Source organism: Pseudonocardia oceani (assembly GCF_019263585.2).
GTDB lineage: Bacteria > Actinomycetota > Actinomycetes > Mycobacteriales > Pseudonocardiaceae > Pseudonocardia > Pseudonocardia oceani.
Window position 1 is genome coordinate 2,618,336 of the sequence record NZ_JADQDF010000001.1, and the last position, 16,644, is coordinate 2,634,979.

Here is a 16,644-nt window from a genome sequence, read left to right on the forward strand (position 1 = left end):
TCAGTCCTCCGACTTGCCCTCGCTCAGACCCGAGGAGATCAGGTTCATCACGGTGGAGTCGGCGAGCGTCGAGACGTCGCCGACCTCGCGGTTCTCCGCGACGTCACGCAGCAGGCGCCGCATGATCTTGCCCGACCGGGTCTTGGGCAGCTCCTCCACGACGAGGATCTTCTTGGGCTTGGCGATCGGTCCGATCTCCTTGGCGACGTGGTCGCGCAGGGCCTTGATCGCCTCCTCGCCGCCGTCCTTGGCCGCGTTGCCGCGCAGGATCACGAACGCCACGATGCCCTGGCCGGTGGTCTCGTCCGCCGCGCCGACGACGGCCGCCTCGGCCACCGTCGGGTGGCTGACCAGCGCCGACTCCACCTCGGTGGTGGAGATGCGGTGGCCGGACACGTTCATGACGTCGTCGACGCGCCCGAGCAGCCAGATCGCGCCGTCGTCGTCGTACTTCGCGCCGTCGCCCGCGAAGTAGTAGCCCTGGTCGGCGAAGCGGGACCAGTAGGTGTCCTTGTAGCGCTCCTCGTCGCCCCAGATGCCGCGCAGCATCGACGGCCACGGCTTGTCGAGCACCAGGTACCCGCCGCCGCCGGGGCCGACGGGCTGGGCCTCCTCGGAGACGACCTCGGCGCTGATGCCCGGGATCGTGCGCATCGCGGAGCCGGGCTTGGTGGCCGTGACGCCGGGCAGCGGAGCGATCATGATCGCGCCGGTCTCGGTCTGCCACCAGGTGTCGACGATCGGGCACCTGTCGCGCCCGATGTTCTCCCGGTACCACATCCACGCCTCGGGGTTGATCGGCTCGCCGACGCTGCCGAGCACCTTGAGCGAGGAGAGGTCGTACTTCTCCGGGATCTCCTTGCCCCACTTCATGAACGTGCGGATGAGCGTGGGCGCGGTGTAGTAGATGGAGACGCCGTACTTCTGCACGATCTCCCAGTGCCGGCCCTCGTGCGGGGTGTTCGGCGTGCCCTCGTACATGACGGACGTGGCGCGGTTGGCCAGCGGCCCGTAGACGATGTAGCTGTGCCCGGTGATCCAGCCGATGTCGGCGGTGCACCAGTAGACGCTCTCGCCGGGCTTGTGGTCGAACACCACGTGGTGGGTGTACGCCGCCTGGGTGAGGTAGCCGCCCGAGGTGTGCAGGATGCCCTTGGGCTTCCCGGTGGTGCCCGAGGTGTAGAGGATGAACAGCGGGTGCTCGGCGTCGAACGCCTCGGGCTCGTGCTCGTCGGACTGCTCGTCGACGACATCGTGCCACCACACGTCGCGGCCCTCGGTCCACGGGACCTCGGTCTCGGTGCGCTTGACGACGAGCACGTGCTCGATCGTCGGCGTCTGCGCGACCGCCTCGTCAGTGTTCTCCTTCATCGGCGCCGGCTTGCCGCGCCGGAACTGCCCGTCGGAGGTGATGAGCAGCTTGCACTCGGCGTCCTCGATGCGCGCCTTGAGCGCGCCCGGGGAGAACCCGCCGAACACGACGCTGTGCATCGCGCCGAGGCGCGCGCAGGCCAGCATCGAGATGACGGCCTCGGGGATCATCGGCAGCTGGATCGCCACGCGGTCACCCGCCTGGACACCCAGCTCGACCAGGGCGTTGGCCGCCTTGCTGACCTCGCGCTTGAGGTCGGCGTAGGTGAGGGTGCGGGAGTCGCCGGGCTCGCCCTCCCAGTGGAAGGCGACCTGCTCGCCGTGCCCGTCGTCGACGTGGCGGTCGACGCAGTTGTAGGCGACGTTGAGCTTGCCGTTCACGAACCACTTGGCGAACGGGGGCTGCCAGTCGAGCACCTCGTCCCACTTCTGGTGCCAGTGCAGCCGGTCGGCCTGCTCCGCCCAGAACCCCTCGCGGTCGTCGGCGCCGCGGGCGTACCACTCCTCCGTGGCGTTCGCCTGGGCCGCGAACTCCTCGCTGGGAGGGAAGCTGCGGCTCTCCGTGGACAGGTTGCTGAGCGTGGGTCCCGAGTCGGCCATCCGTACCCTCCTGGTCGTCATCCGCCGGGCGACGTCGCCCGGCACGTGATTCTCCCGGGCGACGCTATCGGGCCGTCCCGGGCAGCGCACCGGCTGTCCGGCCAGTACTCCCCCTACTGGCAGCATGGTTCGGGTGAACGCCCCGGATCCGCTCGCGCCGCTGACCGAGCTCCCCGGCGTCGCCGAGGCGGTGGCGAGGGCGCGCGACGCGGTCGTGGCGGTGCACAACCACCCGGCCAACGGGCGGCAGGGCTGGCCCGCCGGCGCCGCCGAGGCGGGCATCCGGGCCGCCCGCGCGTCGGCCGCGCTCGACGGCGCGCCGCTCGACTCCCCCGACACCGTCACCGACCCGGTCCTCGCGGGTGCGGTGCGCATCGCCGAGGAGTCGGGACGGCTCCTGGGCGCGTGGCGGACCTCGCCCTCGCAGGCGCTGGCCCGCCTGCACGTGCTGGCGGCGGCCGACCTGGTCCCCGCCGACCGCCACGACGCCGTGCTCGGCCGCCCGCGCACCGGCGCGGGCGTCTCCGACCGTCTCGCCCTGCTGGCCGGCCTGCTCACCGGCGGCACCCGGGCGCCGGCGCCGGTCCTGGCCGCCGTCGTGCACGGGGAGCTGCTGGCACTGGCGCCGTTCGGGACGGCGAACGGGGTGGTCGCGCGGGCCGCGTCCCGGCTCACCGCGGTGGCGGCCGGGCTCGACCCGCGCGGGCTCACCGTGCCCGAGGTGGGCCACCTGCGCCGGGCCGCGGAGTACCGCGCCGCGGCGCAGGGCTTCGCGACGGGCGGCGCCGAGGGCGTGGGTGCGTGGATCCTGCACTGCTGCGCGCAGTGGGAGGCCGGGGCGCGCGAGGCGACCGCGATGGCGGACGCGCGGAGCTGAACCGGGCACCGGGACGCGGAACGGGCGACGCTCCCCTCCCGGGGAACGCCGCCCGTCCACGCGCGACGGATCGGGATCCAGGCGTGCACTACGTGTCGTGTTGGCGGCCTCGGCGTCCGGCGTCCCGGTACGCAGGCCCACGACGACATGCCTCCCGCGGCGTGCTGTGCGTGGAGTGCCCGTTCCTTCGCGCACGGAGCCCGGGTCGGGAGGACGGGTGCTTCTCTGCCGCACCGCCCCTGGCCTTCCCGGAGTCCGTGCGTCCTGTCTATCCGGTGACGCCCGTCACGGGCAAGGGCCACCGGCAGGTGCACCGGTTCAGTGCCCGGACCTCACCCGCGGCGGTGCCGGAACCCGTACCATCCGGCGCCCGCGAGCGCCGCCACCCCGACCCCGCCGAGCGCCGCGACCACCGGGACCGGCGGGCGGAACCGCACCCCGAGCGCCACCGGGGCGCTGAACGTCAGGATCGGCCAGCCGCGCTCCAGCGCCTCCCGGCGCAGCGCCTTGTCCGGGTTGACGACCGTCGGGTGGCCGACGGCCTCGAGCAGCGGCAGGTCGGTGATGGAGTCGGAGTAGGCGCGGCAGTCGGCGAGGTCGTAGCCGCGGGCCAGGGCGATGTCGCGGGCGGCGTGGGCCTTCTCCTCGCCGTAGCAGTAGTACTCGATCTCCCCGGTGTACCGGCCGTCGACGACGCCCATGCGCGTGGCCAGGCAGCGGTCGGCGCCGACCAGCACCGCGATCGGCTCGACGACCTCCTGCCCCGACGCCGACAGCACCACGACCTCCTCCCCCGCGGCACGGTGCTCGGCGATCAGCGAGGTGGCCTCGGCGTACACGAGCGGCTCGACGATCTCGTGCAGCGTCTCCGCGACGATCGCGCTGACCTGCGCGACCTCCCAGCCCGTGCACAGCGCCGTGATCCGGCGGCGCAGCGACTCCATCGTGGTCGCGTCCGCTCCGGACAGGACGAGCAGCAGCTGGGCGTAGCCGCTGCGCAGCACGGCCTGCCGGCTGATCAGTCCCTGGCGGCGGAACGGGCGGCTGAACGCGAGCGCGCTCGATCCCGCGATGATCGTCTTGTCGAGGTCGAAGAAGGCCGCCGCCGTGGGGCGTTCCGGCAGGGGTGTCGACGGCGCGGCTGGCACGTCGAGCGAGCTTGCCAGACGGCGCAGGACCGCAGGTGGCGCGGGGGGCCGGGCACGCGCGAAGTCGGCGCAGATGCTCCGTCCAGGGGTGCGCGGACGGCCCCGTGTCGGGCTACAGTTGTGGTGTCCGGACTCGTCCGGGCGAGGTTCAGCTCGACCCCCCGGAGCTGAACCGACGACGGCCCCCGCCAACCCCCCTGGCGGGGGTCGTCCCGTGTCGGGCGCACCCCGCCCCATCTTCCCGCACGCCCCCGGCGGCAGCCGCCCGTCGCACCCCGGTTGTCCACATCGGCCGGTCTCCGTCCACAGCGGAACGACTCGTCGGTCCGGCGGCCCGGTCCCGGGTCACCCTGGACCGCGTCCCCGCACCGGGCGGGGCGCGAACGGGGAGGCCGCGATGCACCGATCGCAGCAGGGACAGGCGCAGCGGGGGACGGCACGGCGGGGGCTCGTGATGGTGTCCGATCCCGACCTGCTCGACGCGGTGCTGCGCCTGGCCGCCGCCGCGGGCTGCGAGCTCGAGCGCGCGGTCGACGCCACCGCGGCGCGCCGGCAGTGGGCCGGGGCGCCAGTGGTGCTGCTCGACGCCGCCGGAGCGCAGCAGTGCGCCCGTCACGGCCTGCCGCGGCGGGGACGGGTCGTCGTCGCCGTGCGGGGCGAGCCGCCGCCCGCGGTGTGGCAGCAGGCCGTCGCGATCGGGGCGGAGCACGTCGTGTCGCTGCCCGAGGCCGAGCCCTGGCTGGTCGCGGCGCTGTCGGAGGCCACGGAGGAGCCGCGCGGGCGCGGTCCTGTCGTCGGGGTCGTCGGCGGGCGCGGCGGGGCGGGGGCGTCGGTCCTGGCCGCCGCCGTCGCGGTGGCGGCCGTGCGGGCCGGGCGGCGGGCCCTGCTCGTCGACTGCGACCCGCTCGGGGGCGGCCTCGACCTCGTCCTCGGTGCCGAGGACCTCGACGGGCTGCGCTGGCCCGGCGTCGGGGTGGCGGGCGGGCGCGTCCCGGCCGACGCTCTGCACGCGGCGCTGCCCGCTCCCCCGGTCGCGGGCCGCGGCGGGGGCGAGCTCGCCCTGCTCTCCTGCGACCGCGCGGCGGGCGGGCCGGGCGCCGCCGCGGTCGCGGCGGTGATCGACGCCGGGCGCCGCGCGGGCGAGACGGTGGTCTGCGACCTGCCCCGCCACGGCACCGACGCCGCGGCCGCCGCGCTGGGCGCCACCGACCTGGTGGTGCTCGTGGTACCGGCCGACGTGCGGTCCTGCGCCGCGGCGGCGCGGGTCGTCGCGGTGCTGGCCGAGCACGGGGCGGTGCCGCGCCTGGTCGTGCGCGGCCCGGCGCCCGGTGGCGTCGACGCCGCCGAGGTCGCGCGTGCCCTGGAGCTGCCGCTGCTGGCCACCATGCGCCCCGAGCCGGGCCTGGCCCGCGCCCTGGAGCGCGGCGAGGCGCCCGGCCGCGCCCGGGGCCCGCTGGCCGGCGCGGCCCGCGCGGTGCTGGCCGAGCTGACGCTGGTCACCGGGGGCGGGTCGTGAGCGAGCGGGCGGGCGGCGTGCTCGTCGAGCGCGTCCGGTCGCGGCTCGCGGCCACCGGCGACGGCACGGGCGCGGCGGCCGTCGCGGCGGCGGTGCGGGCCGAGTCCGGCGGTGTCGCCTCCGACCTCGACGTGCTCGACGCGCTGCGCGTTCTCCGCGAGGAGTTCGTGGGCGCCGGACCGCTCGACGCACTGCTGCGCGACCCCCGCACCACCGACGTGCTCGTGCACGGCGGTGGGGCGGTCTGGGTCGACCGCGGCGCCGGGCCCGAGCCGGCCGGGGTGCGCCTGCCCGACGAGGCGGCGGTGCGCCGGCTCGCCCAGCGGCTGGCGCTGGCCGCGGGCCGCCGGCTCGACGACGCCTCCCCCTTCGTCGACGGGTGGCTGGCCGACGCCGGCGTCCGTCTGCACGCGGTGCTGCCGCCCGTCGCGGCCGACGGCACGTGCCTGTCGCTGCGGGTGCTGCGGCCCGCCGCGCACGACCTCGCGGCCCTGCGCCGGATGGGCGCGATCGACGCCGGCGGCGAGGCGCTGCTGCGGGCGGTGCTGGCCGCGCGGCTGGCCCTGCTGGTCTCCGGCGGCACCGGCACGGGGAAGACCACGATCCTCGGCGCGCTGCTCAGCGCCGTCGACCCGAGGGAGCGGATCCTCTGCGTGGAGGACGCTCAGGAGCTCGACCCGCGGCATCCACACGTCGTGCGGCTGGTCTCGCGCCCGGCCAACATCGAGGGCGCGGGCGGGGTGGCGCTGCGCGACCTCGTGCGTCAGGCACTGCGGATGCGGCCCGACCGGCTCGTCGTCGGGGAGGTCCGGGGTGCGGAGGTCGCGGAGATGCTCTCGGCGATGAACACCGGCCACGACGGCGGCGCGGGCACGGTGCACGCCAACTCGGTGAGCGAGGTGCCCGCCCGCCTGGAGGCCCTGGCCGCGCTCGGCGGGATGCCGCGGCCGGCGCTGCACAGCCAGCTCGCCGCGGCCGTGCAGGTGGTGCTGCACATGCGGCGCCTGCGCGGCGGGGCGCGGGTGCTCGACGCGGTGGGCGTGCTGGCCCGCGACGGCACGGAGGTGGTCGTGCGGCCCGCGTGGACGCGCACCGGCGGTTGGACCGCCGAGCGCGCGGTCCTCGGGCGCCTGCTCGCCGAGCGGGAGGTGGCGGCGCCGTGGTGAGCGCGGCCTGCGCGGCGCTCGCCGCCGCGGTGCTCTGCCTGCCCCCGCGGGCCGCCGTCGCCCGGCTGGGCGCGCTGCGGCCGGTCCCGGTGTCCGTGCGGTCGTGGCGAGCACCGGGCGCGGCGCCGCCGCTGCTGGCGGGCGGCGGGCTGGGCCTGCTCCTCGCCGGTCCGGGCGGCGCCGTGGCCGGGCTGCTCGTCGCGGCCACCGTGCGGCACCGTCGGGCCGCACGGCGCCGCGAGGCGCTCACGGCGGGCACGGCGGGCGAGCTCGCCTCCGCGGTGCACCGGATGGCCGACGAGCTCGCCGCGGGCGCCCACCCCGCCACCGCGCTCGGCGGCACCGCGGCCGACGGGCCGCGAGCGCGGGCGCTGCTCGCCCCGGCGGCAGCGGCGAGCCGGCTCGGCGACGACGTCCCGCAGGCTCTGCGGCGCGGCGCCGAGCAGCACCCGGAGGTGCGCGCCGACGTCGAGCGGCTGGCCGCCGCCTGGGCGCTGTCCGACCGGAGCGGAGTACCGCTGGCCGAGCTCCTCGCCGGCGCGGGGGCCGACCTCGGGCAGCGGGTGCGGTTCGCCGCGCGGGTCCGCGCCGAGCTCGCCGGGCCCCGCGCCACGGCGCTCGTCCTCACCGCCCTCCCCGCGCTCGGCCTCGCGCTGGGGCAGCTCGTCGGCGCCGATCCCCTCGGGGTCCTGCGCGGCGGTCTGCTCGGTCAGGCACTGCTCGTCGTCGGGGTGGCGCTGGCCGCCGCGGGCGTCGCGTGGACCGAGCAGATCCTGCGCTCGGCGGTGCCGCGATGAGCCCCGCTGCGTCCATCCCCGGCGCGACTCCCCCGGTACTGCTCCTGCTCGCCGCCGCCCTGCTCACGGGTGGGCACCGCGCCGGTGCGGCGCGGCTGCGAGCGGCCCGCCGCACCGATGCGGGTCCGCCGGCCGCGCTGCGGCCGGTGTCGATCGCCGTCGGGGCCGCGGCGGGTGCCGCGCTCGGTGCGGTGCTCGGCGGGCCGGTCGCGGGCGCGGTCGCCGGGGTCGCGGTGCTCGGCGGGCTGCTCGCCGCCCAGCGGCTGCCCGGTCGTGCGGCGCCCCCCGACCTCGCCGCGCTCGCCACCGCCTGGGAGCTCCTCGCGGTGTGCCTGCGTGCCGGGCTGCCGGTGGCGTCGGCGGTCGCGGCGGCCGCCGGGCCCCTGCCCGCCGCCTCCGGAGTCGAGCTGCGGCGGGCCGCAGGCCTGCTGGAGCTCGGCGCCGATCCCGACGACGCATGGCGGGCGGCACGGGAGGTCCCGGTGCTGGCGGTCTTCGCCCGTGCCGCGGGCCGCTCCGCGGGCACCGGGGCCGCGCTGGCCCGCGTGGCCGTCGCGCAGGCCTCCCGCATGCGTTCCGAGCTCGCCGACACCGCCCAGGCGCGCGCCCAGCGGGCGGGCGTGCTCATCACGGGGCCGCTCGGCCTCTGCTTCCTGCCCGCCTTCCTGGTCCTCGGCATCGCCCCGGTCGTCATCGGCCTGGCGGGCCAGGCACTCGCACGGTGGTGACCGCCATGTCCGTCCCGACGAAGGAGTCCCATGTCCAGCCCCGTCGTCTCCAACCCCCTGTCCACCTCTGCGTCCAGCCCTGTGCCCCCGAACCCGAACCCGGACCCGGACCCGGACCGCACCTCGACGAGCCGCCTCCGCCTGCTCGCCCGGCGCGACGACGGGATGTCGACCGTCGAGTACGCGATCGGCACGGTGGCCGCGGCCGCCTTCGCCGCGGTGCTCTACGCCGTGCTGAGCGGGGAGAGCGTCGTCACGGCGCTGACCGACCTCGTGACGCGCGCGCTCAGCACCACGTTCTGAGCGGTGGCCCGGACGGTGTCCTGCGCGGCGACGCCGGCGCCGTCACCGTCGAGGCGGCGCTCGCGCTGTGCAGCCTCGTCGCGGTGCTCGCCGTCGCGGTCGGGGCGGTCGCCTCCGTGGCGGCGTCGGTGCGCTGCATCGACGCCGCCCGGGAGTACGCCCGCCTCGCCGCGCGCGGCGAGCCCGACCGCGGCCGGGAGTTCGCGGCCCGGTTGGCTCCGTCCGGGGCCCGCATCGAGCTCGTCGTGCGCGGCGACGAGGTGCTCGTGGAGGTCAGCGCCGTCGCGGCGCCCCCGCTGCCGCTGCGGGTCGGCGGCCGCGCGGCCGCCGTGCTCGAACCGGGGGTGACCCCGTGACGGCGGTGGACGAGGGGTTCGCCACGGTCTGGGCGGCGGGGGCCGTGGCCCTGCTGGTCGGGCTGCTCGTGATCGGGCTCGAGCTCGGTGGCGGCATCGCCGCCCGCCACCGCGCGGAGGCCGCCGCCGACCTCGCGGCGCTGGCCGCGGCGGGGTACGCCGTGCACGGCCGGGAGTCCGCCTGCGCGCGGGCGGCCGCGGTCGCCGCCGGCACCGACGCCCGTGTCCGCACCTGCCGGCTCGACGGGTGGGACGCGCTCGTGGAGGTCGAGGCCGACCTCGGCCTCTCCGTGCTGGGTCCTCCGGTCGCGACCGCGCGGGCCCGCGCCGGCCCTCCGACCACCGATTCCGGTGGCGACGAGGGCCCCGGCTGGCCGAACGCGCGTCTCGGCACGATCAGCGGCCGACCGGACGGGACGAGCGGCCGCGGCACACGCTCAGCGGTCGTTGCTGCGTCCGAACCGGCCGCCATCAGCGGTACAGGTGACGGAAAAGGCCTGATCAGGACGTTCGGCGTCGCCATCCTGCCGATCGTCGACGGCCGCTGGTGCGCACGGCGGCGGCGGTGCCTACTGGTGTCACGACGGGGTTCACGCCCCGTCCCGCACCGACCCGCTCCCCGAGCTGCGGAGGGACCGGCGCGTCCCCCCGACGCGACCCCCGGCCGGCCCGCCGCGAATCGGTTGTTGCCGGCCGGCCCGCTGCCCCGCGGACCGGCCGGCAACCGCCTCCCGAGCCGGCGGATCGCCGCCCCTCCCGCGTCAGCCGCCCCCGGTGACCGGACCGGCCAGGGCCGCGAGCACCACGTCGAGCACCCGCACCGCACCGCGCTTGTCGAGCGGGGCGTTCCCGTTGCCGCACTTGGGCGACTGCACGCACGACGGGCACCCGGAGCGGCAGCCGCAGTCGCGGATCGCGGCGCGGGTGGCGGTCAGCCAGGCCCGCAGCACCTCGTGCCCGCGCTCGGCGAACCCGGCGCCGCCGGGGTGGCCGTCGTGCACGAAGACGGTCGGGCGGCCGGTGTGCGGGTGCAGGGCCGTCGACATGCCGCCGATGTCCCAGCGGTCGCAGATCGCGAACAGCGGCAGCAGGCCGATCGCCGCGTGCTCCGCGGCGTGCAGCGCTCCCGGCACGTCGTCGGGCCCGATGCCGGCGGCGGCCAGGGCGGCGTCGTCCACGTCGTAGAGGACCGACCGGGTGCGCAGCGTCTGCTCGGGCATGTCGAGCGGCACGGTCTCCAGGACGGTGCCGTCGGGGGCGCGGCGCTGGTAGGCCACCACCTGAGAGGTCACGTCCACCTCGGCGAACGCGACGCCGACCGGGCCGTGCTCGCGCCGCGACAGCACCCGCACGACCTCGACGTCGGCGGTCGAGCGCGCGTCGGTGCGCCAGTCGGGGTCGGCGGCCACCACCAGCGCGACGCCGGCGTCGAGGTCGAGCTCCTCCACGAGGTGGCTCTCGCCGCGGTGCAGGTACACCGCACCGGGGTGCACGGTGGCGGGCGCCGAGGCCGCGTCGACCGTGCCGAGCATCCGCCCGGTACCCGCCTCCACCACGGCCACCTGGCCGAGGCCCGAGCCGCGGATGTCGACCGAGCCCGCGGGCCGCTCGCGCGGGGAGGGCCAGAACCAGCCGGCGGGGCGTCGGCGCAGCACGCCGTCGGCCACCAGCTCGTCGAGCACGGCCGCGGCCGCGGGCCCGCCGAACAGCTCGTCGACGTCGTCCTCGGTGATCGGCAGCTCCGCCGCCGCGCAGACCAGCTGCGGCGCGAGCACGTAGGGGTTGGCGGGGTCGAGCACGCAGCCCTCGACGGGCGCGCCGAGCAGCGCGTCGGGGTGGTGCACGAGGTAGGTGTCCATCGGGTCGTCGCGGGCCACGAGCACGACCAGCGCCGAGGCGGCGGCCCGCCCGGCACGCCCGGCCTGCTGCCAGAACGACGCCCGGGTGCCCGGGAACCCGGCGACGACCACGGCGTCGAGCCCGGCGATGTCGACGCCCAGCTCGAGCGCGTTGGTGGTGGCCACCCCGAGCAGCGCGCCCCTCGCGAGCGCGGCCTCCAGTGCGCGGCGCTCCTCGGGGAGATAGCCGCCGCGGTAGGCGGCCACGCGGGCGGGCAGGTCGGGGTCGACGTCGGCGAGCAGCCGCTGCGCGCCCAGCGCCGTGAGCTCGGCACCGCGCCGCGAGCGCACGAAGGCCAGCGTGCGGGCGCCCTCCACGACGAGATCGGCGAGCATCCGCGCCGCCTCCGTGCCCGCCGGGCGCCGCACCGGGGCCCCGTTCTCGCCGGTCAGCTCGGGCAGCAGCGGTGGCTCCCACAGCGCCACGGTGCGCCCGGCGTGCGGCGAGGCGTCGACCGTGACGGCCGTGACCGCGCGCCCGGTGAGCCGGCTCGCGAACGCGGCGGGCTCGGCCACCGTGGCGGAGGCCAGTACGACGGTCGGGCGGGCGCCGTAGCGGGCGGCCACCCGCAGCAGACGCCGCAGCAGCAGCGCCACGTGCGAGCCGAACACGCCGCGGTAGGTGTGGCACTCATCGACGACCACGACGCACAGCCGACGCAGGAACGTGGCCCAGCGGCTGTGCCGGGGAAGGACCGCGCGGTGCAGCATGTCGGGGTTGCTGAAGATCCACCGCGAGTGGGCGCGGGCCCAGTCGCGCTCCTCCAGCGGGGTGTCGCCGTCGAGCGGGGCGGGCCGGACGCCGGGCAGGTCGAGCCCGGCCAGTGCGCGGAGCTGGTCGGCGGCCAGCGCCTTCGTCGGCGAGAGGTAGAGCGCGGTGGCCCGTGGGTCCTCGGCCAGGCGCGAGAGCACCGGCAGCTGGTAGGCCAGCGACTTCCCCGACGCCGTGCCGGTGGCCACCACGACGTCGTGCCCGGCGTGCGCGAGCGAGGCGGCCTCGGCCTGGTGCCGCCACGGCGCGGTGACGCCGCGCCGCACGAAGGTCTCGCGCACCGGCGCCGCCACCCAGTCGGGCCACGGCACGACGTCGCCCTCGCGGGCGGGCACGGTGGCGACGTGGCGCAGCGGCCCGTCGCCGTCCGGGCCCCCGTCGGACGACCAGGGCCCGAACGGATCGTCGGCCGGGTGCGCGGAACCGGCCCCGGCGAGCACCCGGCGCAGCAGCGCCTCCCCGCGGTCGGCCGTCACCGCCGCACCCGTCCGCCCGCCGCCGTCCACGGGGACCGAGGTTGGCACACGCCCCCGACAGCCCGGTCGATCAGGCCAGCTCCCGCACCGCGGCCTCCGCCACGTCCGTCACGTCGGCCCGGGCCGCGTTCCAGCCCGGAGCGCTGGGCACCCGCGTCAGCACCGCCACGACGAACCGCTCGTCGGCGCCCACCAGGCCCGCGCTGTGCAGGTAGTACTGCCCGGAGAAGCAGCACATCCAGCCCTGCTTGGCCGCAGCGCCGGGCGCGCCGGGCCCGTCCACCCCCGGGTCGAGGAGCCCGAAGGCCTGGTCGAAGCCGTCGCGGGCGGTGGCGGGTGCCGCGGCCAGCGCGTCGACGAGGAACGTGCGGTCGGCCTCGGCCATGCCGGAGAGGATGTGGTCGTAGAGGCGCAGGTAGTCGGTGGCCGGCACCGACATCTCGCCCCACTGGGAGGGGTCGGCGGGCGCGGTCGTGCCGGTCAGACCCACCGCGGCGCTCACGCGGGCGGCGGCCCCGACCCCGTCGAAGCGGGTCCACAGCGTGTTCATCGCGGAGTCGTCGCTGGGGCCGAGCGCGCGGCGCACCAGGTCGAGGTCGGCGTCGGTCAGCACCAGGCCCTCGGTGCGGCGCCGGTCGAGCATGTCGACCGCGACCACCAGCTTCGACAGCGACGCCGTGTAGAACGGCTCGGCCCCCCGGTCGCCGACGGCGGTCTCGCCGGTGGCGCGGTCGAGCACGGCCACCCCGAGCTCGGTCGCGGACGTGGCCGCGGCCTCCGCGGCCTCGACGGCGGCCCGGGCGAGGCCGGTGCGGGCGGGCGGCACGATGCTGCCCAGCCCGGCGGCGACGTCGGGCAGCGGCAGGCCCCCCGCGGGCAGCCCCTCGGCCACGGCGGTGCCGGAGGCCCCGTCGGCCGACCCGTCCGAGGATCCGTCGGTGGACCCCCCGGCATCCCCGGCACCCGAACCCGCGGCGTCGCCGGCCGACGGCGCCACCACCAGCCGCGCGGCCACGGGCGAGGACGGGCGGTCGTCGGCCGCGACCAGGGGGATGGCCAGGCAGATCACGGCGAGGCAGGCGGCCATCAGGCCACCGGCCGCCACCGGACGGGCGCGGTTCGTCACGGGCGGATCACGAACGGCACAGCGTCGGAGTTCACGGCTACCCACCCTACGAGCACTTCGTGACCCGATCGTTGCGTGACCGGCGCGACCACCTCCGCTGCAGCGCGGCGTGGGTCACACATCTACACTGCACCCGCCCGTCACCGCGCTCACCTGCGGAGACGGCTCGTGACGACGCCAGGGTCGACGTCTGCTCCCCCTGGCCCAGTGATCCACAGAACCAGGAGGACGGATGTCTCGGTCCACCCTCGCCGCGGACGCGAACTCGATCGCGCTCGCGTCGAACGACTACATCATCGTCGGTGTGGTCGCGGTGGTCGCCCTCGCCGCCCTGGCCATCGGCTTCATCCTGCGCAAGGAGGTCCTCGCTGCTGATGCGGGTACCGACAAGATGCAGGAGATCGGCCGAGCGGTCCAGGAAGGCGCCACGGCGTACCTCAACCGCCAGTTCAAGACGCTCGCCGTCTTCGTCGTCATCGTCTTCTTCCTGCTGTTCGCGCTCCCCGCAGCGAACTTCGGCGAGAGCATCGGCCGCTCGATCTTCTTCCTGATCGGCGCGCTGTTCTCCGCGACCATCGGCAGCCTGGGCATGCGCCTGGCCACCGCCGCGAACATCCGGGTCGCCTCGGCGTCGCGCGAGGAGGGTGGCCGGGAGAAGGCCACCCGCATCGCGTTCCGCACCGGTGGCGTCGTCGGCATGTTCACCGTCGGCCTCGGCCTGTTCGGTGCGGCCGTCGTCGTGCTGGTCTACGCCGGTGGCGCTCCCCGCGTGCTCGAGGGCTTCGGCTTCGGCGCCGCGCTGCTCGCGATGTTCATGCGCGTCGGCGGCGGCATCTTCACCAAGGCCGCCGACGTCGGCGCCGACCTCGTCGGCAAGGTCGAGCAGGGCATCCCCGAGGACGACCCCCGCAACGCCGCCACGATCGCCGACAACGTCGGCGACAACGTGGGTGACTGCGCGGGCATGGCCGCCGACCTCTTCGAGTCCTACGCCGTGACGCTCGTGGCCGCGCTCATCCTCGGCACCGCCGCGTTCGGGCTGCAGGGCCTGCTGTTCCCGCTGATCGTGCCGGCCATCGGCGTGATCACCGCGGTGATCGGCATCTACATCACCCGCACCCGCCCGAACGAGGGCAGCCTCACGACGATCAACCGGAGCTTCTACATCTCCGCGGGGATCTCGGCGCTGCTCAGCGCGATCGCGGCCTACGTCTACCTCCCGGGCACCTTCGAGGGGCTGACCAACCCGTCCGACACCACGGTCGTCGGCGACATGGCGGGCACCGACCCGCGCCTGCTGGCCACGGTCGCCGTGATCATCGGCATCGTGCTGGCCGCCGCGATCCTCAAGCTGACCGGCTACTACACCGGCACCGAGGACAAGCCCGTCCAGGACGTCGGCAAGTCCTCGCTCACCGGTGCGGCCACGGTCATCCTGTCCGGCATCTCGATCGGCTTCGAGTCCGCCGTCTACACCGCGCTGGTCATCAGCGCGGCCGTGTTCGGTGCCTTCGCGCTGGCCACGGGGTCGATCACGGTGGCCCTGTTCGCCGTGGCGCTTGCCGGTACCGGCCTGCTCACCACGGTCGGCGTCATCGTCGCCATGGACACGTTCGGCCCGGTGGCCGACAACGCCCAGGGCATCGCGGAGATGTCGGGCGACGTGTCCGGTCCCGGCGTCGACATCCTCACCGAGCTCGACGCGGTCGGGAACACGACGAAGGCCATCACCAAGGGCATCGCGATCGCCACGGCCGTGCTCGCGGCCACCGCGCTGTTCGGCTCCTACCGCGACGCGATCACGGTCGCGCTGGCCGACGCGAACGTCGCCCTCGGCGACGTGGGCACCGCGTTCGCCTACGAGGTGTTCGCCCCGAACACCCTCGTCGGCGTGATCATCGGCGCCTCGGTCGTGTTCATGTTCTCGGGTCTGGCGATCAACGCCGTCACCCGGGCCGCGGGCGCGATCGTGTTCGAGGTGCGCCGGCAGTTCCGCGAGAACCCGGGGATCATGGACTACTCCGTGCGCCCCGACTACTCCCGCGTCGTCGACATCTGCACCCGCGACTCGCTGCGCGAGCTGGCCACCCCCGGCCTGCTCGCCATCCTGTCGCCGATCGCGGTCGGCTTCGGTCTCGGCGTCGGCCCGCTGGCCGGCTACCTGGCCGGCGCCATCGCCACCGGCACCCTGATGGCCGTGTTCCTGGCCAACTCCGGTGGCGCGTGGGACAACGCGAAGAAGCTGGTCGAGGACGGCAACCACGGCGGCAAGGGCTCGCCCGCGCACGAGGCCACCATCATCGGTGACACCGTGGGCGACCCGTTCAAGGACACCGCGGGCCCGTCGATCAACCCGCTGCTCAAGGTCATGAACCTGGTCGCCGTGCTCATCGCGCCGGCCGTCGTGGCCCTGTCCGTCGGCCCCTCGGCGAGCCCCGTGATCAGCATCGCGATCTCGCTCGTCGCGGTCGCGATCATCGCCGGGGCGATCATCGTCTCGAAGCGTCGTTCGACGTCGATCACCGACACCCCCGCGGAGAGTGCGGTCGCCTGACCGCTCTCCCCGCACGAACGGAGGCCGTCCACCCGTCGGGTGGGCGGCCTCCGGCGCGTCGGGGGGCGACCGGATCGAACGCGTGTTCTATCCTGCGCGTCGTGCCGCAGCTGTCGCTGTTCTCCGCCGACGCGCGCCCCGCCGGGGTCCGCGACCTCGCCGGCCTGCTCTGCGGCCCAGGGCGGATCGTCCGCTTCGGCGCGGGCGACCAGGCCCGACTCTCCGCCGACCTGGTCGACGCCGGACGCGCCCGCGCCGTCGTCGCGGCCTGCGCGGCCACCGGCATCCCCGTCACGTCCGTCACCACCGCCGCGGGCACCCCCGCGGTCCGCACGGCGTTCCGGTGCGACCTCGTCCCGCTCGCCGCGGAGTGGCTGGCACCCGGACGAGCGGGCGACGGCGCCAAGACCGTCCCCGCGGGGTGGCAGCTCGACGGTGCGGCCCTGCGCCTGTGGGCCCTGTCCGCGGGCCGCCCCGACGAGCGAGGCGGCTACCTCCTCCTGCTCGACCCGGAGGCCCCGCAGACCCACCTCCCGCTGGTCGCGGCCACGACGCGGCTCGGCATCCCGCCCGCCCGCGTGGGCGACGGCACGGTACTGCGGATCAGCGGGACGCGGCGCGTGCAGCGGCTCGTCGAACTGGTCGGACCGGTGCCGCGCGGGGTCGCCGACGCCGACTGGCCGCGCTGCTGGGGACGCCGCGCGGGTTGACAGGGGTGGTTACGCTCCCCCGGCACGAGCGCCCCGGTGTGACCGAGGCGACACCCTGCGTGGGTGGGCAGGCCCGGTATCGGTGTGTAGGCCGGAAGACGGGACACGCATACTGCGAGGGCGGACCCTCCGCGCAGCCGCGAAGGACAGGACACTGTGACCACCGGAACGACGAGTTCGACACCCGAGACCGGGGAGAGCACCGGCACCCCGAAGTCCGGAGGCGGGCGGCGCACGTCCACGCCC

General features: G+C 76.2%; 13 protein-coding genes and 1 pseudogene. 10 read left to right on the forward strand and 4 right to left on the reverse strand.

Features of this window, described 5'->3' with window-relative positions; translation table 11 throughout:
* The gene (acs, locus tag I4I82_RS13020; protein WP_218593529.1) at positions 1-1,971 is read right to left on the reverse strand and encodes an acetate--CoA ligase; all 1,971 of its coding nucleotides are present in this window, start codon (positions 1,969-1,971) and stop codon (positions 1-3) included.
* 124 nt (positions 1,972-2,095) lie between these two features.
* Here acs and I4I82_RS13025 point away from each other — a divergent pair, with 124 nt between their 5' ends.
* A complete protein-coding gene (locus I4I82_RS13025) occupies positions 2,096-2,848 on the forward strand; it encodes an oxidoreductase (protein WP_218593530.1) in 753 nt (250 codons plus the stop codon).
* 332 nt (positions 2,849-3,180) lie between these two features.
* On the opposite strand, the gene I4I82_RS13030 is transcribed toward I4I82_RS13025, so the two are convergent.
* Positions 3,181-3,996 (reverse strand): HAD family hydrolase, encoded by an 816-nt coding sequence (locus I4I82_RS13030; protein WP_218593531.1) that lies wholly within the window; start codon positions 3,994-3,996, stop codon positions 3,181-3,183.
* Between the two features lie 397 nt (positions 3,997-4,393).
* Here I4I82_RS13030 and ssd point away from each other — a divergent pair, with 397 nt between their 5' ends.
* The 7 genes and pseudogenes from ssd to I4I82_RS13065 all read left to right on the forward strand — a co-directional run.
* Positions 4,394-5,512, forward strand: a complete 1,119-nt coding sequence (gene ssd, locus I4I82_RS13035) for a septum site-determining protein Ssd (protein WP_275948776.1) — start codon at positions 4,394-4,396, stop codon at positions 5,510-5,512.
* Complete coding sequence (locus tag I4I82_RS13040) at positions 5,509-6,678, forward strand: TadA family conjugal transfer-associated ATPase (RefSeq protein WP_226370026.1); 1,170 nt, start codon at positions 5,509-5,511, stop codon at positions 6,676-6,678. Before ssd ends, I4I82_RS13040 begins: the two co-directional genes overlap by 4 nt.
* Positions 6,672-7,475, forward strand: coding sequence for a type II secretion system F family protein (locus I4I82_RS13045; RefSeq protein WP_226370027.1), 804 nt, complete (start codon positions 6,672-6,674; stop codon positions 7,473-7,475). The genes I4I82_RS13040 and I4I82_RS13045 overlap by 7 nt, the downstream gene beginning before the upstream one ends.
* Positions 7,472-8,203, forward strand: a complete 732-nt coding sequence (locus I4I82_RS13050; RefSeq protein ID WP_218594418.1) for a type II secretion system F family protein — start codon at positions 7,472-7,474, stop codon at positions 8,201-8,203. The genes I4I82_RS13045 and I4I82_RS13050 overlap by 4 nt, the downstream gene beginning before the upstream one ends.
* Positions 8,204-8,233: 30 nt before the next feature.
* Entirely contained in the window at positions 8,234-8,506 is a 273-nt protein-coding gene (locus tag I4I82_RS34770) for a DUF4244 domain-containing protein (RefSeq protein WP_218594419.1), read from the forward strand.
* Between the two features lie 83 nt (positions 8,507-8,589).
* On the forward strand, positions 8,590-8,862 hold the full coding sequence (locus I4I82_RS34625) for a TadE family type IV pilus minor pilin (RefSeq protein ID WP_372451461.1): 273 nt from the start codon (positions 8,590-8,592) through the stop codon (positions 8,860-8,862).
* A gap of 5 nt (positions 8,863-8,867) precedes the next feature.
* Positions 8,868-9,185: pseudogene (locus tag I4I82_RS13065) on the forward strand (Rv3654c family TadE-like protein); the annotation flags it as partial.
* Between the two features lie 438 nt (positions 9,186-9,623).
* Here I4I82_RS13065 and sftH read toward each other — a convergent pair.
* Both sftH and I4I82_RS13075 read right to left on the reverse strand, forming a co-directional pair.
* Positions 9,624-12,008, reverse strand: coding sequence for a DEAD/DEAH box helicase (gene sftH / locus I4I82_RS13070; RefSeq protein WP_218590055.1), 2,385 nt, complete (start codon positions 12,006-12,008; stop codon positions 9,624-9,626).
* Between the two features lie 70 nt (positions 12,009-12,078).
* On the reverse strand, positions 12,079-13,134 hold the full coding sequence (locus tag I4I82_RS13075) for a hypothetical protein (RefSeq protein WP_218590056.1): 1,056 nt from the start codon (positions 13,132-13,134) through the stop codon (positions 12,079-12,081).
* 232 nt (positions 13,135-13,366) lie between these two features.
* Here I4I82_RS13075 and I4I82_RS13080 point away from each other — a divergent pair, with 232 nt between their 5' ends.
* Together I4I82_RS13080 and I4I82_RS13085 are read left to right on the forward strand one after the other, a co-directional pair.
* Complete coding sequence (locus I4I82_RS13080; protein WP_218590057.1) at positions 13,367-15,688, forward strand: sodium-translocating pyrophosphatase; 2,322 nt, start codon at positions 13,367-13,369, stop codon at positions 15,686-15,688.
* Positions 15,689-15,789: 101 nt separating this feature from the next.
* Positions 15,790-16,398 carry a hypothetical protein gene (locus tag I4I82_RS13085; protein WP_218590058.1) on the forward strand — a complete coding sequence of 203 codons (609 nt, stop codon included), beginning with the start codon at positions 15,790-15,792 and terminating at the stop codon, positions 16,396-16,398.
* The last annotated feature ends 246 nt before the right edge of the window (positions 16,399-16,644 follow it).